Annotated in this window: 22 protein-coding genes; 3 read left to right on the plus strand and 19 right to left on the minus strand. The window is 67.8% G+C overall.

What is annotated here, in order from left to right; all coding sequences use genetic code 11:
* Positions 1-40 precede the first annotated feature (40 nt).
* The gene (locus tag AC1KAR_RS06900) at positions 41-931 is read left to right on the plus strand and encodes a hypothetical protein (protein WP_480315847.1); all 891 of its coding nucleotides are present in this window, start codon (positions 41-43) and stop codon (positions 929-931) included.
* Between the two features lie 11 nt (positions 932-942).
* Positions 943-1,161, plus strand: coding sequence for a cysteine-rich CWC family protein (locus AC1KAR_RS06905; protein WP_480315849.1), 219 nt, complete (start codon positions 943-945; stop codon positions 1,159-1,161).
* A gap of 36 nt (positions 1,162-1,197) precedes the next feature.
* Here AC1KAR_RS06905 and AC1KAR_RS06910 read toward each other — a convergent pair whose 3' ends face one another.
* From AC1KAR_RS06910 to AC1KAR_RS06935, 6 genes are all read right to left on the minus strand, one after another.
* The gene (locus AC1KAR_RS06910; protein ID WP_480315851.1) at positions 1,198-1,413 is read right to left on the minus strand and encodes a hypothetical protein; all 216 of its coding nucleotides are present in this window, start codon (positions 1,411-1,413) and stop codon (positions 1,198-1,200) included.
* 80 nt (positions 1,414-1,493) lie between these two features.
* The gene (locus AC1KAR_RS06915) at positions 1,494-3,161 is read right to left on the minus strand and encodes an MFS transporter (protein WP_480315853.1); all 1,668 of its coding nucleotides are present in this window, start codon (positions 3,159-3,161) and stop codon (positions 1,494-1,496) included.
* 161 nt (positions 3,162-3,322) lie between these two features.
* Complete coding sequence (locus tag AC1KAR_RS06920) at positions 3,323-3,970, minus strand: DsbA family protein (RefSeq protein WP_480315855.1); 648 nt, start codon at positions 3,968-3,970, stop codon at positions 3,323-3,325.
* Positions 3,967-4,191, minus strand: a complete 225-nt coding sequence (locus tag AC1KAR_RS06925; RefSeq protein WP_480315856.1) for a DUF1289 domain-containing protein — start codon at positions 4,189-4,191, stop codon at positions 3,967-3,969. The genes AC1KAR_RS06920 and AC1KAR_RS06925 overlap by 4 nt, the downstream gene beginning before the upstream one ends.
* Positions 4,188-4,694, minus strand: a complete 507-nt coding sequence (locus AC1KAR_RS06930; protein WP_480315858.1) for a YbaK/EbsC family protein — start codon at positions 4,692-4,694, stop codon at positions 4,188-4,190. Before AC1KAR_RS06930 ends, AC1KAR_RS06925 begins: the two co-directional genes overlap by 4 nt.
* Positions 4,691-5,638 carry a hydroxymethylglutaryl-CoA lyase gene (locus AC1KAR_RS06935; protein WP_480315860.1) on the minus strand — a complete coding sequence of 316 codons (948 nt, stop codon included), beginning with the start codon at positions 5,636-5,638 and terminating at the stop codon, positions 4,691-4,693. The genes AC1KAR_RS06930 and AC1KAR_RS06935 overlap by 4 nt, the downstream gene beginning before the upstream one ends.
* 104 nt (positions 5,639-5,742) lie before the next feature.
* On the opposite strand from AC1KAR_RS06935, the gene AC1KAR_RS06940 reads away from it, so the two are divergent.
* On the plus strand, positions 5,743-6,114 hold the full coding sequence (locus AC1KAR_RS06940) for a hypothetical protein (RefSeq protein ID WP_480315862.1): 372 nt from the start codon (positions 5,743-5,745) through the stop codon (positions 6,112-6,114).
* A gap of 57 nt (positions 6,115-6,171) precedes the next feature.
* Here AC1KAR_RS06940 and AC1KAR_RS06945 read toward each other — a convergent pair whose 3' ends face one another.
* The 13 genes from AC1KAR_RS06945 to hisC all read right to left on the minus strand — a co-directional run bounded on the left by AC1KAR_RS06945 (position 6,172) and on the right by hisC (position 21,651).
* Positions 6,172-8,175, minus strand: coding sequence for an acetyl/propionyl/methylcrotonyl-CoA carboxylase subunit alpha (locus AC1KAR_RS06945; protein ID WP_480315863.1), 2,004 nt, complete (start codon positions 8,173-8,175; stop codon positions 6,172-6,174).
* A 7-nt stretch (positions 8,176-8,182) separates the two neighbouring features.
* Entirely contained in the window at positions 8,183-8,773 is a 591-nt protein-coding gene (locus AC1KAR_RS06950; protein WP_480317791.1) for a DUF4126 domain-containing protein, read from the minus strand.
* A gap of 20 nt (positions 8,774-8,793) precedes the next feature.
* On the minus strand, positions 8,794-9,576 hold the full coding sequence (locus tag AC1KAR_RS06955; RefSeq protein WP_480315865.1) for an enoyl-CoA hydratase/isomerase family protein: 783 nt from the start codon (positions 9,574-9,576) through the stop codon (positions 8,794-8,796).
* Positions 9,573-10,442 (minus strand): alpha/beta hydrolase family protein, encoded by an 870-nt coding sequence (locus tag AC1KAR_RS06960; RefSeq protein WP_480315867.1) that lies wholly within the window; start codon positions 10,440-10,442, stop codon positions 9,573-9,575. The genes AC1KAR_RS06955 and AC1KAR_RS06960 overlap by 4 nt, the downstream gene beginning before the upstream one ends.
* 11 nt (positions 10,443-10,453) lie before the next feature.
* The gene (locus AC1KAR_RS06965) at positions 10,454-12,061 is read right to left on the minus strand and encodes a carboxyl transferase domain-containing protein (RefSeq protein ID WP_480315869.1); all 1,608 of its coding nucleotides are present in this window, start codon (positions 12,059-12,061) and stop codon (positions 10,454-10,456) included.
* Positions 12,062-12,151: 90 nt separating this feature from the next.
* The gene (locus AC1KAR_RS06970) at positions 12,152-12,562 is read right to left on the minus strand and encodes a rhodanese-like domain-containing protein (RefSeq protein ID WP_480315871.1); all 411 of its coding nucleotides are present in this window, start codon (positions 12,560-12,562) and stop codon (positions 12,152-12,154) included.
* A 75-nt stretch (positions 12,563-12,637) separates the two neighbouring features.
* Positions 12,638-13,258, minus strand: coding sequence for a DsbA family protein (locus AC1KAR_RS06975; RefSeq protein ID WP_480315873.1), 621 nt, complete (start codon positions 13,256-13,258; stop codon positions 12,638-12,640).
* A 20-nt stretch (positions 13,259-13,278) separates the two neighbouring features.
* Positions 13,279-15,267: a TRAP transporter large permease gene (locus AC1KAR_RS06980; RefSeq protein ID WP_480315875.1), complete on the minus strand. Its 1,989-nt coding sequence runs from the start codon at positions 15,265-15,267 to the stop codon at positions 13,279-13,281.
* Positions 15,264-15,884, minus strand: a complete 621-nt coding sequence (locus AC1KAR_RS06985; protein ID WP_480315877.1) for a TRAP transporter small permease subunit — start codon at positions 15,882-15,884, stop codon at positions 15,264-15,266. The genes AC1KAR_RS06980 and AC1KAR_RS06985 overlap by 4 nt, the downstream gene beginning before the upstream one ends.
* Positions 15,885-15,955: 71 nt before the next feature.
* A complete protein-coding gene (locus AC1KAR_RS06990) occupies positions 15,956-17,071 on the minus strand; it encodes a TRAP transporter substrate-binding protein (protein ID WP_480315879.1) in 1,116 nt (371 codons plus the stop codon).
* Positions 17,072-17,274: 203 nt separating this feature from the next.
* Complete coding sequence (locus AC1KAR_RS06995) at positions 17,275-19,416, minus strand: DUF2868 domain-containing protein (protein ID WP_480315881.1); 2,142 nt, start codon at positions 19,414-19,416, stop codon at positions 17,275-17,277.
* 41 nt (positions 19,417-19,457) lie between these two features.
* A complete protein-coding gene (locus tag AC1KAR_RS07000; protein ID WP_480315883.1) occupies positions 19,458-20,588 on the minus strand; it encodes an acyl-CoA dehydrogenase family protein in 1,131 nt (376 codons plus the stop codon).
* The gene (gene hisC / locus AC1KAR_RS07005) at positions 20,575-21,651 is read right to left on the minus strand and encodes a histidinol-phosphate transaminase (RefSeq protein WP_480315885.1); all 1,077 of its coding nucleotides are present in this window, start codon (positions 21,649-21,651) and stop codon (positions 20,575-20,577) included. Before hisC ends, AC1KAR_RS07000 begins: the two co-directional genes overlap by 14 nt.
* Positions 21,652-21,673 lie beyond the last annotated feature (22 nt).

Below are 21,673 nucleotides of genomic sequence, written 5' to 3' on the forward strand. Positions count from 1 at the left end.
CGGCTTGACCTGCACGCCGCGCGCAATCGCCAGCCCTGCCATGAACCCATTCGAACGCATTCCCACCCGCTGGCTGCTCACCGCCGCCGCACTCGGCTGCCTGGCGCTGTGGGCCGCCCCCGGCTTCGCGCAGGTCAGCGGCGACCCGGTGCAAGGCAAGCGGCTGTTCGAGAACACGCCCGACGAATCCGGCAACAGCCAGCTCACCGCCTCGTGCAACGGGGGCTGCCACGGTGATGTCGCCAACCGCCGCGAGCGCATCGCCACCCGGCTCGGCCTGCCCGGTGGCGCCTTTGCCGACATCAGCATCGACGTGGCCAACACGCGCATCCTGAATGCAACCAACAACGTCTCGCCGATGAACCAGTTCAGGCCGCCTTCGGGCCTGAGCAACGAACAGATCGCCGACATCGCCGCCTACGTGGCCGACACGCCCAAGGTCACCTCGCCCGAGCTCGCCACGGGCAACGTGCTGGCGTTTGCGGCCTCGGCGTCTGGCGTGTCGGTCACGCAGAACCTGACGATCCAGCATTCCACGACATCCACCGAGAATTTGCGCATCACCGGCATCAACTTCGCCGCCGGTGCCACGGCCTTCACGCGCAGCACGAGCTGCGCGGCCAACATGCAGCTCACGCCCTCGGGCGGCTGCACCTTCTCGGTCACCTACCGCCCCACCAGCACCGCGGGCGAGAGCAAGGTTCTGACGGTCTCTCTCATGCAGGGCACCAACAGCTTCACCCGCACGGTGACGCTCAACGGCACGGTCGGTTCCAGCAGTGGCGGCGGCAGCAATGGCGGTGGGAGCACCCCGCCCCCGCTGGCCAGCAGCGGCAGCGAAGATTCGGGCGGCGGCGCGCTGGGCTGGGTGTGGCTGAGCGGCCTCGCCCTGGCAACCTGCGTGTTGGGCCGCCGGCGCCGCACGCGCTGACCCATTGACCTGTGACCCCTGACGACAACGCCGCCTGCCCACGCTGCGGCGGCACGTTCTACTGCGGCGTCCATGCGCCCGGCCCCTGCGCGTGCGGCCAATATGCTCTTGCGCCCCAGACCTTGCAGTTGCTGCGCGAGCACTACGACCGTTGCGTGTGCATGGCATGCCTCGCGCAATTGCAAGCCGACGCAGAACAAGCAGACATAAAAAAGCCGGCTCAGTCGTGAGACTGGCCGGCGGCGCCCGAAAGGCGCGCGTCGCGATTACATCGACGCGGCAGAAGCCGGGGCTGATGCAGGGGCTACAACAGACGAAGCAGCCGCAGAAGCCGGCATGGCAGACGGCTCCGAAGCGGCGGCCGGTGCATGCGAGGTGTCCATGCCGTGCTTCTCACCGCTCATGTCGATGTCACCGCCCTTGCTGAGCAGCCAGAGCGTGAGAGCAGCCACGACCACGAAACCTACGACGATCTTCCACATGCTGGTAATCCGTTATCCGAGAGTTGAAAGAAAAACGGAGCCCGCCTGCGCAGCGGGCTCCGTGGGCTGACCTTGGGAGGTCAGTCGCGGGCGTAGATGTCCACGTCCTTGGTTTCCTTGACGAACAGCACACCGATCACGAAGGTCATCAGCGCGATGATGATCGGGTACCACAAGCCGTTGTACATGTTGCCGGTGGCCGCCACGATCGCGAAGGCCGTGGTCGGCAGCAGGCCGCCGAACCAGCCGTTGCCGATGTGATACGGCAGGCTCATCGAGGTGTAGCGGATGCGGGTCGGGAACATCTCGACCAGCATCGCGGCGATCGGGCCGTAGACCATGGTCACGTAGATCACGAGCAGCGTCAGGATCGCCACCACCAGGACCTTGTCCACCTTGGCGGGGTCGGCCTTGGCCGGGTAGCCCGCGGCGCGCAGGGAGTCGGTGACTTCCTTCTTGAACGCAGCGATCGCTTTGGCGCTGGCCTCGTCGAACTTGTGGTTCGCAACCGTGGCGGCCGGCGACGTGATGACCTTGTCACCCACCGAGATGGTGGCCGGGCCGGTGCCAGGCTTGTTCTCGTAGCTGACCGAGCTTTGTGCGAGGTAACGCTTCGCGATGTCGCACGAGCTCTTGAAGTCGATCTCGCGGGCGATCGGGCTGCCCTGGAACGAGCAATCCTTCGGATCGGCAGTCACGACGACCTGGGTCTTGGCTTGCGCCGCAGCCAGATCCGGGTTGGCGGCCTTGGTCAGCGCGCCGAACAGCGGGAAGTACGTGAGTGCGGCGATCAGGCAGCCGGCCATGATGATGGGCTTGCGGCCGATCTTGTCCGACAGCGTGCCGAACACGATGAAGAACGGCGTGCCGATCAGCAGCGAGATGGCGATCATGATGTTCGCGGTGGCAGCATCGACCTTCAGCGCCTGCGTCAGGAAGAACAGCGCATAGAACTGGCCCGTGTACCAGACCACGGCCTGGCCGGCGGTCAGGCCGACGAGCGCCAGGATCACGATCTTCAGGTTCTTCCACTGGCCGAAGGATTCAGTCAGCGGCGCCTTGGAGGTGCGGCCCTCTTCCTTCATCTTCTTGAAGGCAGGCGATTCGTTCATCGAGAGTCGGATCCACACGCTGACACCCAGCAGGAAGATCGACACCAGGAACGGAATGCGCCAGCCCCAGTCGCCGAAGGCCTCTTCGCCCATGGCGGTGCGGGTGCCCAGGATCACGAGCAGCGACAGGAACAGGCCCAGCGTCGCGGTCGTCTGGATCCACGACGTGTAGGCGCCTCGCTTGCCGTGAGGCGCATGCTCGGCCACGTAGGTGGCGGCACCACCGTACTCACCACCCAGTGCCAGGCCTTGCAGCATGCGCAGGCCGATCAGGATGACCGGTGCGGCCACGCCGATGGTGGCGTAGGTGGGCAGCACGCCCACGATGAAGGTCGCCAGACCCATGATCAGGATGGTGACCAGGAAGGTGTACTTGCGGCCGATCATGTCGCCCAGGCGGCCGAACACCAGCGCGCCGAACGGGCGCACCAGGAAGCCGGCTGCAAACGCGAGCAGCGCGAAGATGAAGGCGGAGGTCGGGTCCAGGCCCGCGAAGAACTGCTTGGCGATGATCGGCGCCAACGAACCGTACAGATAGAAGTCATACCACTCGAACACCGTACCCAGACTGGAGGCGAAGATGACCTTCTTCTCTTCCCCAGTCATGGGCGCACTTGCTGCGCTTGCAGTTGCCATGAAGCTCTCTCCTCGATTGGACCCCACCCGATTGATAGGGATTGCGCATCTTCAAGGCAGGCTCTGACCGCGTGCTGACACGACGCTGATACGACGCTGACAAACTCAGTGGGAACCCTGTGGTTCCATTTCTCGATGCGAGATCTACAGGGCTTGCGAGATCAGGGTTTTCGCTGCGCACCCACCGGGATGCGTGCCGCTTCGTCCCACGCGGGGCTGTCGAACCAGGCGCCACTGCGCAGGTAATCGGACAGCATGTCGAGGCCGTCCAGGCCCCAGAACAGCCGGCCGTCGACCTCGATCGTCGGCACGCCGAAGACACCGAGCGATGCCGCCTGGGCGGTAGCGGCCTTGAGGTCGTCCTTCACCTCGGCACCGGCCGGGTCGCGCTTCGGTGCAAGCGTCCGGGCCAGGGCTTCGAGGCGCTGCGCGTCGCCCGCATCGGCGCCGCCACCACACCACACGTGGCGCAGCACCTGCTCGCAGGCCCAGCGGTTGGGCGTGCCGCCCGCCGGCGCGCAGGCCAGCAGCAGCCGCAGCAGGGCGAGCGAGTTGAACGGGTGCAGTGCGGGCATCTGCAAAGGGATCGCATGCCGCTGCGCGAGCCAGCCGATCTGGCGGTAGGTCCATTCGCGCTTGGGCGCGATCTCGGCCGGCCCCTTGCTGCCCCAGTGTTGCAGCAGGCCCGCGAGCAGCACGGGCTGGTAGCTCACTTCGACGCTCAAGCCCTCGAGCACATCGGGCAGCCGCTCGAAGGCGAGGTAGGCGTAAGGCGAGATGGGGTCGAAGCTGAAACGAAGGTGCTTCATCGCGTGGGTGCTCCGGTACCGGCCAGGGCCGGCATGCGTTGCTTGCGTTGCTCGATGCGCTGCCACAGCGCGCGCTTTGCATCGTCGCTCAGCGTGGCCCAGGCCGCGATCTCGTCGATGGCACGCCAGCAGCCCACGCACAGGCCGCTGGCGTCGTCCATGCGGCACACGCTGACGCAAGGGCTGGGCACGCGCGTGGTCGGTGGCAGGGCATCGCTCACGAGGCACCCCCCGGCGTCACGTCGGCCAAGGGCGCGCCAGTGAGCACCTGCAGTTGCGTGGGGCTCAGCTTGAACACGCCATTGGGGTGACCGGCGGCCGCCCAGATCTCGTCGAAGCGCAGCAGTTCGCGGTCGATCAGCGTGACGGGCGGCGTGAGGTGCCCGACCGGCGACACCCCACCGATCGTGAAGCCGGTGGCGGCCTTGACGAAATCCGCATCGGCGCGGCCGACGGGGCCCGTCAGCCCCGCGACCTTCTCGACGTCGACACGCAGGTCGCCCGAGGTCACGACGAGCACCGCCACGCCATCGTGCTTGCGCTTGAAGATCACGCTCTTGGCGATCTGGCCGAGCTGCACGCCCAACGCATCGGCCGCTTCCTGCGCGGTGCGCGCGGTGATCTCCAGGTACAGCGGGGCATGCGGGTGGCCTTTCTCTGCCAGCAGCGCCGTCACGCGGCGGAATCCTTCAGGCTTCTCGTTCAGAAGATATTGATCGCTCATGCGCTTGCCTTCTCGCGTTTGGCCAACAAGGCCTTGCCCACCCGCGAAGCCGGCGCTCGCCCGATCGCTTCGCAGATGTACGCACCGGCATCGACGAGCTTGTCGATGTCGATGCCCGTCTCGATGCCCAAGCCATTGAGCATGAAGAGCACGTCTTCGGTCGCCACGTTGCCGGTGGCGCCCTTCGCGTAGGGGCAGCCGCCAAGGCCGGCCACACTCGCGTCGAAGGTGTGGATGCCGAGCTCCAGGCAGGAGTAGATGTTGGACAGCGCCTGCCCGTACGTGTCGTGAAAATGCCCGCTCACCTCGGCCAGCGGGTAATGCTTCAACGCGCGCTCCATCGCGCGCTGCACCTTGCGCGGTGTGCCCACGCCGATGGTGTCGGCCACGCCGCAATGATCGACGCCGATCTGCTTCATCAGCAGCACCACGTGCTCGACTTCGTCCGCACTCACCTCACCCTGGTAGGGGCAACCGAGCGCACACGAGATCGCGCCACGCACCTTGATGCCGTGCGAATGTGCCGCGGCCACCACCGGCGCGAAACGCTCGAAGCTCTCGGCGATGCTGCAGTTGATGTTGCGCTGGCTGAATGCCTCGGTGGCGGCGCCGAACACCACGATCTCGTCGGGCTTGTCGGCGAGTGCGGCCTCCAGGCCTTTCATGTTGGGCGTGAGCACCGAGTAGCGCACACCGGCTCGGCGTGAGATGCCGCTCATCACCTGCGTGTTGTCGGCCATCTGCGGCACCCACTTGGGGCTCACGTAGCTGGTGACCTCGATCTCGCGCAGGCCGGCGTCCTGCAGGCGCTGCACCAGGCCGATCTTGTGCGCCGCATCGACGACCTGCTTCTCGTTTTGCAAACCGTCGCGCGGGCCCACGTCGACCAGCGTCACGTGGCTCGGGAAGGACACAGATGACACAACGGATGACGCGTGAACCATGACTTATTCCTCACTGTCGTTGACTGAAGTCACAGACCCCTTTGGTAAGGGATGTGCGGCTCCGGGTCAGAGTTTGAAGATACCCGAACTGCCAGGAGTTTCACGTGTCCACCCCCGTCCAACTGCGCATTGCCACGCGAATCCACTTTCTGCTCAAGCGCGACTTGGGCGAAGGGATCAACGTGGCCGCCATGCTGAGCGACGAGAACGAGGCGCGCGAGGTGCTGTACGTGTGCCAGGCGTCGGGCAATGTCGAACTCGGCGCCCTGGCGCGCCAGTTCGTGAACGCCGCCAAGCTGGCCAAGCCGGCTGCCGATGAAGAGCCCGAAGGCCCGCAGGACGCCGTCTGGGCGCGCAACTCGTCGGGCTTTGGCGTCGCTCCCCGCGCCGACGTGGCCGCGGCAGAGCCCTCCGAGCGAAGCTGGCGCAGCGCCACCCAGTGGCTGCGCCGAAGCGCCGGCCGCGTGGCGCGCTGAGCGCTACCCCCACCCACACCACGGCCCACCCACACCGCGGCCCGCATCACAACCCGGTCAGGCCACCGCCGCAAGGCGCAACAGCTCACCGCCCTCTGCCACCTGGTCACCGGGGGCGTACAGCAGTTCTTCGACCGTGCCATCGCGCGGTGAGGTGATGGTGTGCTCCATCTTCATCGCCTCCATCACGGCCAGTGCCTGGCCCTGCTTCACCGCCTGCCCGGGCTGCGCAAGAAAGGCGATCACCTTGCCCGGCATCGGCGCGGTCAGCCGGCCGCCTTCGGCCGCGCCCTCGCCGGCATGCGCGAGCACATCGACATGCAGCACCGTGGCCGAGCCATCGGGTGCGAACACGCTGACGCGTTCTCCTCGCGCGTACACGTTCAGCGGCACGCGGCGCTCGCCGAGTTGAACCTCGTGCAGAGCGCCGCCGCGCGTCGCTGCCGCGAACGGCCAGCGCTGCTCACCGATCACGAGCGTCATCGCATCGCCACGGTGATCGCGTTCCAGCGTGACGACTTCATGGCGGCCGTTGAGTTCGAGGTCGAAGCGTCGACGCGCACCGCCAAAGAGGCGCCAGCCATCGCGGCGCGACCAGGGGTCGTCACCCTGCTGCGCGAACTCGCTCGCCAGCACCTGGGCAACCACACCCGCCGCTGCGACTTCGGCTGGCAGCGGCGGCGCGCCGAACAGGGCGGCGCGTTCGCGCTCGATGAGCGCGGTATCGAGGTCGGCCTCGCTGAACGAGCGGCTGAGCACGACGCGCCGCAAGAAGGCCACGTTGGTGTGCAGCCCCACGATGTGCGTCTGTGCCAGTGCTGCATCGAGCCGCGCCAGCGCCTGCGCGCGGTCGGCACCCCAGACGATGAGTTTGGCGATCATCGAGTCGTAGAAGGGCGAGATGGCGTCGCCCTCGCGCACGCCGGCGTCGACGCGCACATCCGATCGCTCGAAGCTGCTGCATGTGGGCGTGCGATAGACCTGCAGGTTGCCGGTGGCGGGCATGAACTGCTTGTCGGGGTTTTCGGCGCAGATGCGCGCCTCGATGGCGTGGCCGTGGATGCGCAACTCGTCTTGCCTGAGTGGCAACGGCTCGCCGCTGGCCACGCGCAGTTGCCACTCGACGAGATCGAGCCCGGTGATGGCTTCCGTCACCGGGTGCTCCACCTGCAGCCGCGTGTTCATCTCCATGAAGTAGAAGCGCAGGTCGCCATCGGCCGTGGGCTCGGCGATGAACTCCACCGTGCCCGCACCGACGTAGCCCACCGCCTTGGCCGCCGCCACGGCGGCCGCGCCCATCTCGCGGCGGCGCGCCTCGCTCATGCCCGGCGCGGGCGCTTCCTCGAGCACCTTCTGGTGGCGGCGCTGCACCGAGCAGTCGCGCTCGAAGAGGTGGATGCAATTGCCCTGCGTGTCGCCGAAGACCTGGATCTCGATGTGCCGCGGCCGCGTCACGTAGCGCTCGATCAGCACCGCATCGTCGCCGAAGCTGTTGATCGCCTCGCGCTTGCACGAGCCCAGCGCCTGCGCGAACTCGCCCGCCGCGGTCACCACCCGCATGCCCTTGCCACCGCCACCCGCGCTGGCCTTGATGAGCACCGGGTAGCCGATCGCATCGGCCTCGCGCTGAAGCAGAGCCGGGTCTTGATCCGCACCGTGGTAGCCGGGCACCAGCGGCACGCCGGCCTTCGCCATCAGGCGCTTGCTCTCGGCCTTGAGGCCCATCGCCTGAATCGCCGAAGCCGGCGGGCCGATGAAGACGAGGCCGGCGTCGGCACAGGCCTGCGCGAACTCTTCGTTCTCACTCAGGAAGCCATAGCCCGGGTGGATGGCCTGCGCGCCGGTGGCCTTGGCCACTTCGATGATGCGGTCACCGCGCAGGTAGCTTTCCTTCGGCGCCGGGCCGCCGATGTGCACGGCTTCGTCACAGGCCTGCACATGCTTGGCCCGCGCATCGGCGTCGGAATAGACAGCCACCGTGCGAATGCCGAGGCGCCTTGCCGTCGCCGCGACGCGGCAGGCGATCTCACCTCGGTTGGCGATCAGGATCTTCTTGAACATGCAGACCTCAATTCAAGGGCTGAGCGGCACCGAGCCACACCGACACCCGGCGCGCCAGCTGGCGCAGAAACTTGGAGAGCAGCCACAGCGTGAAGCCCATCACCGCGAGGGCCACGCCGAGCAGCACGAAGAAGACGAGCGGGTGCTCCCACGAGAGCCACAGCATCACCGGCACCACGCTGTCGCCGATCAGCGAGAGCCCGATGTTGCTGAAGGGCTCGGGCGAGGTGTTGGCCGCCACGCGCGTGGTCGCCTTGGCAGCGTGGCTGGTGGCCGCGAGCGCACCGCCGAGCAGCGCGGCCACGGCAGTGGCCGTTGCGCCGTCGGCGCCGAACACGCCCGCCGCCAGCGCGGCACCGGCGGGTACGCGGATCACGGTGTGCAGCACGTCCCACACGGTGTCGATGCCGGGGATCTTGTCGGCGAAGAACTCGACGAAAAACATCAGCCCGCTGGCACCCAGCGTCAGCGGGTGCTGCAGCAGTTGCAGCCCCGAGGGCAGGTCGACCCAGCCCATGTAGCCCGCCGCGCCGGTGAGGAACACGACCGCGTAGAGCCGCAGGCCGCTGGCCCAGCCCAGCGCCGCCGCGATCGCCATCAGTTGGGTGGTGTCGAGGTTCACTTCTCTTGCAACCAGTTCGGCTTGCGCTTGTTCAGGAAGGCTTGCACACCTTCGCGCCCTTCGTCGCTGGCGCGGATGTCGGCGATGCGACGCGCGGTGTCGGCGCGCAGTTCATCCGTGATCGGCTCGCCGGCCACGTCCTGCACCAGGCGCTTGCAGGCCCGCACCGCCATCGGCCCGTTGTCGACCAGCGAGGCGACGATCTCGTCGACCTTGGCGTCGAGCGCGTCCAGCGCGCACACCTCGTGCACGAAGCCCAGCGCCTGCGCGCGCGCCGCGCTGAAGCGCTCGGCCGTCACGAAGTAACGCCGGGAAGCCTGCTCGCCCAAGGCGCGGATCACATAGGGGCTGATGGTGCCGGGCAGCAGGCCGAGCTTGGCTTCGCTCAGGCAGAAAGCGGCCACGTCGGCCGCGATGAGCACGTCGCACACCGCCGCCAGGCCCACACCGCCGGCATAGCAGTCGCCCTGGACGCGGCCCACCACCGGCACCGGGCAGCTGTAGATGGCCCACAGCATGTCGGCCAGCGCCTGCGCGTCGGCGCGGTTCTGCTCCCAGCTGTAGTCGGCCATCGCACGCATCCACGACAGATCGGCCCCGGCGCAGAAGGCCTTGCCGTGGCCGCCGAGCACGATGGCGCGCAGCGAGGGGTCGGCGCCGAGCTCGGTGAAGGCCTTCGTCAGTTCGGCGATCACCTCGTCGTTGAAGGCGTTGCGCACGTCGGGGCGGTTGAGGAAGACGCGGGCCACCGGGCCCTGGCGGGTGATTTCGATCGTCATGAGCGCGGCTCCCACTGGAAACCCTGCTCGCGCAGGAAAGACTCCACCTCGGGCTTCCACACGGCGGGGAAACGGGTGAACAGGCTGTGGCCGTCGTCGCCGTGCGGCGGGAACTGCACCATGCGCGCCGGTGCACCGCCGGCCTGGTAGGCGGCAAACCACTGCCGCGGGTACTCGGGGCCCATGAACATGTCGTTCTCGACGTAGATCCAGAGCGTGGGCACCTTGGCCGTGCGGCCGTAGCCGCGGAACATGTGTTCGAGCTGGGCGGTGCCGCAGGGCCGCTGCGGCTGCATGCTCGGGTTGCCGCCACCACCGCCCGCGAAGTTGATGCCTGCCACCACGCCGTCAAGGTTGAGCGAGGCCACCGTCAGCGCGACCGCGCCGCCGTACGACTGGCCAGCGACCACCGTGCGATCGCTGCGCGCGTCGGCGCGCGAGTCCTTGATCACCTGCAGCACGGCGCGCGTCTGCTCCGCCGCCGCCAGATAGCCTGCGGGGTAGCGCTTGCTCTGACAGGTGCCGCTGTCCTCCACGTCCTCCCCGCCGCTGACGCCGTAGCCCACGCGCGTGGGCACGGCCACCAGGAAGCCCAGGCCCGCGAAGTAGCGTGCGTTGTCGCTGTAGCGGGCGCGCCCGAGCTTGGCGCGCTCTTCCGGGGTGACGGCACGGCCGTGGTTGAGCACGAGGATGGGGTGCGGCGCGGGCGTCGCATCGTCGACGAACACGGTGACGCGGATGGGCTGCTCGATGGCCTTGCCGTAGGTGTCTTTCACCGACACCGGCACGTCGATCTGCGTTTCAACGAGCTTGGCCGACACCGGCAGCACGCAGGCCAGCGCCAGTGCGAACACCCAGAGCTTCATGCCGCTGCGCATCACATGCGGAACACGCCGAAGCGTGCGTCCGGGATCGGTGCGTTCAGGCTCGCGCTCAGGCCCAAGGCCAGCACGCGGCGCGTGTCGGCCGGGTCGATGAGACCGTCGTCCCACAGGCGTGCGCTGGCGTAATAGGGATGGGCCTGCTCTTCGAACTGATCGCGGATCGGCTTCTTGAATGCGGCTTCCTCTTCGGCGCTCCACTTGCCGCCCTTGGCCTCGATGCCATCGCGGCGCACGGTGGCGAGCACGCTCGCGGCCTGCTCGCCGCCCATCACCGAGATGCGCGCGTTGGGCCACATCCACAGGAAACGCGGGTCGTAGGCGCGGCCGCACATGCCGTAGTTGCCGGCACCGAAGCTGCCGCCGATGATGACGGTGAACTTGGGCACGTTGGCGGTCGCCACCGCCGTCACCATCTTGGCACCGTGCTTGGCAATGCCTTCGTTCTCGTACTTCTTGCCGACCATGAAGCCGGTGATGTTCTGCAGGAAGATCAGCGGCACCTTGCGCTGGCAGCACAGCTCGATGAAGTGCGCGCCCTTCTGTGCCGATTCGGAGAACAGCACGCCGTTGTTGGCGACGATGCCCACCGGCATGCCCTCGATGTGCGCGAATCCCGTCACGAGCGTTTGCCCATAGCGCGCCTTGAACTCCTCGAACTCGCTCGCATCGACGATGCGGGCGATGATCTCGCGCACGTCAAACGGCTTGCGCGTGTCGGTCGGGATCACGCCGTGCAGCTCGGCCGCATCGAACAGCGGCGCGCGCGGCGCGACGGTGGCCAGCGGCTGCGGCTTCTTCCAGTTGAGGTGCGCCACCGCATTGCGCGCAATGGCCAACGCGTGCGTGTCGTTCTGCGCCAGGTGGTCGGCCACGCCAGAGAGGCGCGTGTGCACGTCGCCGCCGCCCAGCTCCTCGGCGCTCACCACCTCGCCGATGGCGGCCTTCACCAGCGGCGGGCCGGCCAGGAAGATGGTGCCTTGCTCCTTCACGATGATGGATTCATCGCTCATCGCCGGCACATAAGCGCCGCCGGCGGTGCACGAGCCCATCACCACCGCGATCTGCGGGATGCCCTGCGCGCTCATCTGCGCCTGGTTGAAGAAGATGCGGCCGAAGTGGTCACGGTCGGGGAACACCTCATCCTGGTTGGGCAGGTTGGCGCCACCGCTGTCGACCAGGTAGATGCAAGGCAGCCGGTTGGCCTGTGCGATCTCCTGCGCGCGCAGGTGCTTCTTCACCGTCATCGGGTAGTAGGTGCCGCCCTTCACGGTGGCGTCGTTGCAGACGATCATGCAGTCGACACCACTCACGCGGCCGATGCCGGCGATCACGCCGGCGCCCGGCGCAGCGCCGTTGTACATGCCGTGCGCGGCGAGTGGCGCCACTTCGAGGAAAGGCGTGTCGGGGTCGAGCAGCATCTCCACGCGGTCGCGCGGCAGTAGCTTCCCGCGCGCGAGGTGCTTGGCCCGCGGGCCCTCGCCACCGCCTTGCGCCACCTGAGCGAGCTTGGCGTTGAGATCGTCGACCAGTGCCCGCATGGCGGCCGCATGGGCCTTGAAGTCGTCGGAACGCGGGCTGAGCTTGGAGCTGAGGACGGGCATGCGGTCTCCGGTCGGCTCGGGGGTCGAACCGCTCTGATTTACGTATACGTAAATTCTAGGGGCTAAATTGACGTATACGTCAATGGCCGCTCATTCGGTCGGCTTGGGCGGCCGCGCGGGCCGAGCCTGCACCGGGCCGCCGGCCTGCTTCCAGGCGGTGAAGCCGCCGTCGATGTGGGCCACGTGCGCCATGCCCATGTCCATCAGCGTCTGCGTGGCCAGTGCCGAGCGCCAGCCGAGCGCGCAGAACAGGATGTACTGCTTGTCCTGCGCGAGCTCCTGCTGGTGATAGGGCGACTCGGGGTCGGCCCAGAACTCGAGCATGCCGCGCGGGGCATGGAAGGCACCGGGGATGGCGCCCTCACGCTCCAGCTCGCGCACATCACGCACATCCACGAACTGCACGCCGGGCTGGCCGTGCAGTTCACGCGCCTGCTCCACGGTGTAGGTGGTGACGCGGCCCATGGCTTCGTCGACCAGGGACTTGGCGGTCTTCTTCATGGCGCGGCCTCCTGTTCAAGGCGTGGCTGCGGTCTCGGCCGTGGCGCGAGCAAATGCGTGGGCCCGGGGCCAGCGTCAGTACGGCCCCGACTGCAACCAACGCTCCATTTGTACACGCCTGTCATTGCCCCAGAAGGGCTCGTTGTCTATCAGGAAGAACGGCGCGCCGAACACGCCGGCGGCAATGGCGTGCTCGTTCGCCTGCTTGAGAGCTGCCTTCCAGGCCGGGTCGTTCCACACCGCCTCCGCCTCGTCGGCGGCGAGGCCGAACTCTGCCGCCGTGCGCTTGAGCGAGTCGACATCGCTCAGGTTCACGCCGCGCGTGAAGTACGCGCGCAAGCCGTGGCGCGCCCAGGCCGTGGCGCGCTGCGGCTCTTGCGCGTGCAGCCACCAGAAGACGCGCGCCGCATTCTGGGTGGCGATGGGGAAAGGCGTGGGCATGGTCAGCGGCACGCCGTCGAAGCGTGCGGAGCGCTCGAAGTCGAGCATCGCGTAGTCGCGCTTGATCGGGTACGACACCGGGCTCTTGAGCTCGGCCGCCTGGAAGGTCGCCCCCAGCAGGATCGCGTGCCAGCGCACGGTGCGCCCATGGCGCGCCGCCATCGCCTCCACCCATTCGGAGGCGATGTACGAGTACGGCGACGAGAAATCGAAGTAGAAGGCGATCGGTGCGCGATCTCGGCGGAGCTCGATCATTGCTTGGTCAGATTGCCCCGTCACTTGTAAAGAACCGCCGGCAACCACAGGCCAATGCTCGGGAACATGTACAGCAGCACGATAGCGAGCACCTGGATCGCCATGAAGGGCAGCATGCCGCCGAAGATCTGGTTCAGCGTGACGTGCGGCGGGCTCACGCCCTTCAGGTAGAACGCCGCCATCGCCACCGGCGGGCTCAGGAAGGCAGTCTGCAGGTTGAGCGCCACCAGCAGCCCGAAGAACAGCGGGTCGACGCCGAAGTTGTCGAGCAGGGGGATGAAGATCGGCATGAAGATCACGATGATCTCCGTCCATTCCAACGGCCAGCCGAGGATGAAGATGATGAACTGGCTGAGGATCAGGAACTCGACCTTGGTGAGGTTCATGCCGAGCACCCACTGCTCCACCAGTTCCTGACCACCGAGCAGCGCGAACGCCGCCGAGAAGATCGCCGAGCCGACGAAGAGCCAGCACACCATGGCCGAGGTCTTGGCGGTGAGGAAGACCGACTCCTTCACCATCGTGAAGTTGAGTTGCCGGTAGGCCGCCGCGAGGATGACGCCGCCAAAGGCGCCGACCGCAGCCGCCTCGGTGGGCGTGGCGAGGCCGAACACGATCGAGCCCAGCACCGACATGATGAGGATCACGAGCGGGAAGAAGCTCGCGAGCAGCATCTTGAAGATCTCGAGCCGCGCGAAGCTCAGCACCAGATAGAACGCAGCGAGTGCCACGGCGCCAGCGCCCACGCCGATCCAGTAGCCCACGGGTGCCGAGGTCGGAGCGGCCGCCGGGGCGGTCTCCGGCGGTGCCGCGGGCTCGGTCACAGCGGCGGCAGGCGCTTCGGCCGTCACCGAGGCAGCTTCTGACGCGGGCTCGGCAGGCGGCTCCGACAGGCTCTCGGGTTCGGCGGGGGGCTCGGAGAGGCCGCCTTGCTGTTCGTCCGCTGGTGGCTCCGCCAAGCCACCTTCGCTTTGCGGCTCTTGCAGCCCGCCAGGGGCTGATACGTTCTCAGGCTCGGCTGAACCCACCCCAATCTGCTGCAGCCCGGCCACCTCGTCGGATGGCGCCACGCGCGTGGCTAGGTGGTAGCTGCCGATCGACGCGAGCACGAACACCGCGAGCGGCAGCAGCGCAATGCCGAGCTGGCGCAGCAGGTAGCCGGTGGCCACGCCGTGGTTGCGCTGGCCCTTGATCGCACCGATCAGCGCGGGCACCGCGCGACGCTCGCCACTCGCGCCCGCCTGCACCAGCGGCGCAGGCAGGGGCACCGCACGCTCGGCCTCCGACAGGGGCGGCGCCCATTGGGGCTTGATCTTGGCGATCAGGATCACGTAGACGATGTACAGGCCCGCGAGCATCAGGCCCGGGAAGAACGCTCCTGCGTAGAGCTGCACCACCGACACCCCGGCGGTCGCGCCATAGACGATCAGCAGCACCGACGGCGGGATCATGATCCCCAGACAGCCACCGGCGGTGATGGCTCCTGCCGACAGCGAGACGTTGTAGCCCGCGCGCAGCATGGCCGGAAAGGCCAGCAACCCCATCAGCGTGACCACCGCGCCGACGATGCCGGTGGCGGTGGCGAACACCGCGCAGGTGACGAGCGTGGCCACCGCCAGGGAGCCCGGCACGCGAGCGAGCGAGAGGTGCAGGCTCTTGAACAGTTTCTCGATCAGGTTGGCGCGCTCGACCAGGTAGCCCATGAACACGAAGAGCGGCACCGAGATGAGCACATCATTGGCCATCACCTTGTAGGCCGACTGCACCATCAGGTCGAGCGTTCGGTGCCAGTCTTTTTCGTACGCGAGCCAGGTGAAGAGCATGCCCATGCCCATCAGCGTGAACGCCGTCGGGAAGCCCAGCATGATGGCCACCACCACCAGCGAGAGCATCAGGAGACCGATGTGGCCGTTGGTGATGACAGGCGCGCTCAGCAGCATGTAGAGCGCACAGGCGACGATGATCGCCATCAGGCCGAAGCCGAACCACAGTTCGCGGCGCAGCTTCATGCCTTGCCCTCTTGCCGCTGGGCGTAGGTGTCGAGCGCGGCGATGTCGGCGTCTTTCACGTGGACCATCTCCTTGAGCTTGTCGACGTCGACTTCTTCCACGTCTTCTTCACGCGAGGGCCACACGCCATCGCGCAGGCAGATCACGCAGCGCGCGATCTCGACGATGCCTTGCAGCAGCAGCACCGCACCGGCAACCGGAATCACGAACTTGAACGGGTAGAGCGGCAGCGGGTCGGCGTTGAAGGTCTGCTCGCGGATCGCAAGCGACTCCTGCGCGAACGTCCAGCCGGCCCACGTGAGCGCCACGATGCCGGGCAGGAAGAACACGATGTAGAGCACGAGATCGATGCTCGCCTGCGTGCGCGGGCGGAAGAAGCCGTAGAGAACGTCGCCGCGCACGTGCCCGTTCTTCGCGAGCGTGTAGGCGCCCGCGGTCATGAACAGCGCGCCGTAGAGCATGATCTGCGCGTCGAGCACCCAGCCGTGCGGCTTGTTGAGCACGTAGCGCGAGAACACCTCCCAGGTGATCAGCAGCGTGAGCACCACCGCCGACCACGCGAAGGCCTGGCCTACCCAGGTGGAGAACCGGTCCACCGCCAGCAGAAGCTTCTGCATCGTCTTCGTCGCCTCCGACACCTTCAAGTAAAAAGGGCGCCCAGCCCGGGCGCCCCTGAGACACGCGCAAATCAGGCCTTCTTGCCACCGCTCTTGAAGTAGCGGTTGTAGGCCATGTTGAAGTCGACCATGTAGTCGTTCTGCCAGCCCTTGGCCCGCTGCGCGAAAGCCTTTTGCGAATCGAGCACCTTCTGGAAGAGTGCGTTCTCGCTGCCCTTCTTCTTGATGATGGCGTCCCACGCGTCGAGCTGGGCCTTCAGGATGGCATCGGGCGTCTTGTAGAACTTCACGCCAGCCTTCTTGAGCTCGTCGTAGTCTTTCGAGTTGCGGTCGATGGCCTTCCAGCTCATGTCGGCGCTCGCGGCCTGCACGCCATAGTCGACCATTGCGCGCAGCTCGGCCGGCAGCGCGTTGAGCTTGCCCTTGTTGAAGAGGATCTCGAACTGCTCGCCGCTCTGGTGGAAGCTTTGCAGCATGCAGTTCTTGGCGACATCGGGGAAGCCCAGCACGCGGTCGCTCGATGCGTTGTTGAACTCGGCGCCGTCGATCAGGCCGCGATCGAGCGCGGGCACGATCTCGCCGCCGGGCAGCGGGTTCACCGCCGCGCCCATCGACGAGTACATGTCGACCGCCAGGCCGACGGTGCGGAACTTCATGCCCTTCACATCGGCCGCCTTGGCGATCGGCTTCTTGAACCAGCCGAAGGGCTGCGTGGGCATGGGGCCGTAGAGGTACGAGACCACGTCCATGTTGATGGACTTGTAGATCTCTTCGAGCAGCGCCTTGCCGCCACCGTAGTTGTGCCACGCGAGCACCATGTTCGGGTCCATGCCGAAGGCCGGGCCCGAGCCCCACAGCGCGAGCGCCGAGTTCTTGCCGTAGTGGTAGGCCACCACGCCGTGGCCGCCATCGAGCGTGCCCTTGTTGACGGCCTCGAGCAGCTGGAAGGCGGGCACCACCGAGCCGGCGGGCAGCACCTCGATCTTGAGGCGGCCACCGGCCATGTCGTTCACCTTCTTGGCGAAGTCGTTGGCGTACTCGTGGAAGATGTCCTTCGCGGGCCAGGTGCTCTGGAATCGCAGCGCGGTGGTCTGCGCGTTGGACACCATGGGCGTGGCGATGGCGCCTGCGCCGGCAGCGGCGGCGGTGGCGGACTTGAGGAAGCGGCGGCGTTGCGGTGCGGTCACGTTGTGTCTCCTACTGATGGGATCGATCAAACAGGACACACCCTTCCTTGCGTCGAGATGAATGGAAGGGCGATCACGCATCGTAGGCAGCGCGCGCCTGAACATGTCTGGCGGAAACCCGCGGAGTGCGCGTGTGGAAACTGCTTATGCGCGCCACCGCCATTGCGAAGGCGACGCACCCGCTCGCGCGATCTTCGCGTGCTTTAAGACGCGGGTGCTGTCGGCTCGGCCGGAGCGAGCGCATGCTCCAGGGCGTCGCGAAGGGGCTCACGCAGCGCCGAGGCCATGGCCTGCTGGTCGGCATCGCTTGGGCCACGCAGGTCCCAGGCATGCGCCCATTCCGAGCGGCGCGCCTCCACCGCTTCGGTCAGGGACTCTTGCGTCTCGGCCGGCAGGGGGCCGGTCAGCATCGCCGCCCCGCGCTGCAGCAGCGCGGTGGTGATGGCGCGCAGCGCGGTCTCGTCCCAGTTCACACGGCTGCCGCGCAGCACATTCAAACCACGCGCGGCACCGGCGGCGCTCAGCGCACCCAGCAAGCCACCGGCAAGCGCGCCGGCACCCATGGTGAGGCCGCCGCTCAGCACATCGGCCTTGAAACCGGCCGCCGCGCCGCTGAGCAGGCCGCCCACCATCGCCGCCTTGCGCTCGCCCACGCGGCCGCGCAAGGCCACCTCGGCACCCGGCACGGCGGCGCTCGCCGAGGCCTCGTGATCCGGCTGGACGCGGCCCATGATCGCAAGGAGCCGCGTACGGTGTGCGGTGAGTTCGCGATCGAGCGACGCCAGCAGCGCCACGCGGGCCGCCTCGCGGGCGCCTTCGGCCTCTGTGCGCGAGCCGCCGAGCAGGCCACCGGCGTCGGCGACCAGTTCGCGCATGGCCGCCACACGGGCCAGGGTCTGCGCGATCTCGTCGATGCCGGCTTCGACCAGGGCATGCTGCCGTTCGGCCCAGCTCGCGGCCAGGCGCGTGAGGCGCACATCGCCGTCGAGGCGCTGCCCAAGCGCCTTCAGCAGCAGGCCATCGGGAATATAACCATCGGCCAGGCGGCGCAGCGGCAGCGCGGGCGGCTCGGCGGTGTCGGCATCGCGCAGCACCAGCACAGGGGTGTGGGCCTGCAGGGCCGCAATGACGGCCGGCGGTTGCGCGGTCGAGGTGTCGCCCACCCAGAGCAGCGCATCGACCCGCGGTGCGGCGGTCGCCGCCGCGCTGCGCCAAGGCTTGCCCAGGCGCGACCACCAGCGCTGCCAGCCGGCGGGCAGGTCCGCTTGTGTCGCGGGAAGGCTGTCGGGCGTTGGCGCGAGTTGCAACTCGTCGCCTTCCTCGCTGCGCAGCAACGACAGCGGCGCCTTCAAGTCACCGTGCACGGTGTGGCCGAACAAGCTCAGTGGTGCCAGGTCAGGCGGCGCGACCCACGCGAGCTGCACGACACGCGACTCGCCCGGCCGCATCGCGGGGTGCAGCGCCTCGAAGTACGGCGTGTCGAGCGCGAGTGGAAACCTCTCGGCCAGCGCCTGCGCGCGCCAGGCCGCCCACCACGCGAGCAACAACCGCGGCAGCACCACCCACAAGGCCAGCGTCGCGGCGTACAGGTGGATCCATGGTGCGGCGCTCGCCTGCGCCGGCGCGCCCGGCCCCACGCGCAGCGGCACCACATCGGGCACGGCGATGCCGGTGAGCACGCTGGCCGGTGCCAGCAACGCGTTCAGCAGCGCCTGAACGGTGGCCGCATCGAGGAAGGTGCTCTGCCACCCGGCCCGATAGTCGAGCACCAGGCCACGCAGGTACATGCCGGTCATCAGCCCGAGCGCGAGTGCAGCCGCGCTCACATGCATGACAAGCGCAGCGCGCTTCATCGACAGCGGCGCGGCCTGCTGCGCCCACAGCAGCGAGGCCGACTGGGAGGCCCCACGCCCGCGCCGCGACAACCACGGCCCGAGTTGGCTGCCGAAACCGCCGCCCCAGGGCAGCAGGGCCGCGATGTAGACGCAGAGGTTCCAGAGCACCACCGCCCACACGGCGGGCGCGAGCAGGTTGACGTGAGCCGGATCGCCGAGCCGGTCGACCACCATGCCGGTGATGAAGGCCAGCAATGCGCCGAAGCCTACCCAGACCGGGTGCCAGGCACGGCGTTCGAGCCAGCGCCGCGCAGCAGCATCGCGCGGCAACAGGCGCTGCATGGCCACACTGGCCCGCGCCACCACGAAGCGCTCGGGCGAGGTCTTCTCGCCCACCAGCGCAGCGGCCTGGCGGGTAGCCCAGCGGCCGTCCTCGGTGGACCAATGCTTGCCGCGCTCAGCCTCCAGGGCTTGCAGCAGCAGGACCTGGCGTGCTTCCTGTTCTGTCATGCCGGCGGACTTTACGCGCGCACCGCCCACGCTGAGCCGCGTCAGGCCAGCGCACGCCCGATCAGGATCTTCTGCACATCGCTCGTGCCTTCGTAGATTTGGCACACGCGCACGTCGCGGTAGATGCGCTCCACCGGGAAGTCGCTCACGTAGCCGTAGCCGCCATGGATCTGGATGGCATCGGAACACACGCGCTCGGCCATCTCGCTGGCGAACAGCTTGGCCATGGCCGCCTCTTTCAGGCAGGGCTGTCCAGCATCACGCAGGCTCGCGGCATGGTGGATCAAATGGCGCGCCGCTTCGATGTGCGTGGCCATCTCGCCCAGGCGGAACTGCACCGCCTGGTGTTCGAAGATGGGCTGGCCGAAGGCGACGCGCTCTTTCGCATACTTCAGTGCCGCCTCGAAGGCCGCTCGCGCCATGCCCACCGATTGCGAGGCGATGCCGATGCGCCCGCCCTCCAGGCCCGAGAGCGCGATCTTCAGGCCCTGGCCTTCGTCGCCGATCAGGTTGGCGGCCGGCACGCGGCAGTTCTCGAACAGGATCTGCGCGGTGTCGCTCGCGTGCTGGCCCATCTTGTCTTCGAGGCGCGCCACGGTGTAACCGGGCGTGGACGTCGGCACGATGAAGGCGCTGATGCCCTTCTTGCCGGCACTCTTGTCGGTGACCGCCATCACGATCGCCACGTCGCCGTTCTGGCCGCTGGTGATGAACTGCTTGACGCCGTTGATCAGGTAGTCGCCACCCTCCTTCGTCGCCGTCGCCTTCAAGCCATCGGCCTGCGAGCCGACGTGCGGCTCGGTGAGGCAGAAGGCGCCCAGCATGTCGCCCCGCGCCAGCGGCGTCAGCCACTGTGCCTTTTGCGCCTCGTTGCCCCACGCCACGAGGATGGAACACACCGGGCAGTTGTTGACGCTCACGATGGTGGAGGTGGCGCCGTCGCCCGCGGCGATCTCTTCGAGGATCAGCGCGAGGCTCAGGTAGCCGAGCCCCGCCCCGCCCCACTCGGTGGGCACAGCCACGCCGTAGCAGCCGAGCGCGGCCAGGCCCTTGAGCTGCTCGGCCGGGAAGTGATGGCTCTTGTCCCACGCGGCCGCGTGCGGTGCGATCTGCTCCTGCACGTAAGCGCGCACGGCGTCTTGAATCGCGCGGTGGTCTTCAGACAGCAGCATGGCGGGTGATCTCCGTGAGGGCGTTCACGAGGGCGTCGCATTGCGCGTCGGTGCCCACGGTGATGCGCAGGTGGTCGGCGATGCGCGCAGGCTTGTCGAAGCGGCGCACGAGGATGTTGCGCTCGCGCAGGGCCGCGGCCAATGCCGCGCCGCCGTGCGAGGCGTGGCGGGCATAGACAAAGTTGGCCTGCGAGGGAAGCACCTCGAACTGCAGCGCACGCAGTTGCGCGGCCAGGCGCTCGCGCGTGGCGATCACCGCATGGCGGGTCTGCTCGAAGTAGGCGGTGTCGTCGAGCGCCGCGATGGCCCCCGCCGTGGCCAGCCGATCGAGCGGGTAGGAGTTGAAGCTGTCCTTCACCCGCATGAGCGCCTCGATCAGCGGCGCCTGCCCCATCGCATAGCCCACGCGCAGGCCGGCGAGCGAGCGTGACTTCGACATCGTGTGCACCACCAGCAGGTTCGGGTGGGTGTCGATGAGAGGCACGGCAGACTCGGCGCCGAAATCCACATACGCCTCGTCGATCACCACCACAGCATCGGGCCGCGCGCGCAGCAGTCGCTCGATCTCGGCGCGCGGCAGCGCACGACCGGTGGGCGCATTGGGGTTGGGGAAGATGATCGCGCCGGCATCGGGCTGCAGGTAGTCGTCGATGTTCAACGCGAGTTGCGCATCCAGCGGCACAGTGCGGTGCGTGATGCCGTACAGGCCGCAGTACACGGGGTAGAAGGCATAGCTGATGTCGGGGAAGAGCAGCGCGCGCGGTGCGTGGTTGAGCAGCCCCATGAACACATGCGCCAGCACCTCGTCGGAGCTGTTGCCCACGAACACCTGCTCGGGCTCGAGCGCCATCTGCCGCGCCACCGCCGCGCGCAAGGCCTTGCCCGTGGGCTCGGGGTAGAGGCGAAGTGCATCACCCGCCTCGGCGCGGATGGCCTCGATGGCACGCGGGCTCGGCGGGTACGGGTTCTCGTTGGTGTTGAGCTTGACGAGGCCTTCGACCTGCGGTTGCTCACCGGGCACGTAAGGCACCAGGCGATGGACAACCTCGCTCCAGTACTTCATGACAACCCCTCATCCGCTGAGT

Source organism: Piscinibacter sp. PDB1-1 (assembly GCF_056675995.1).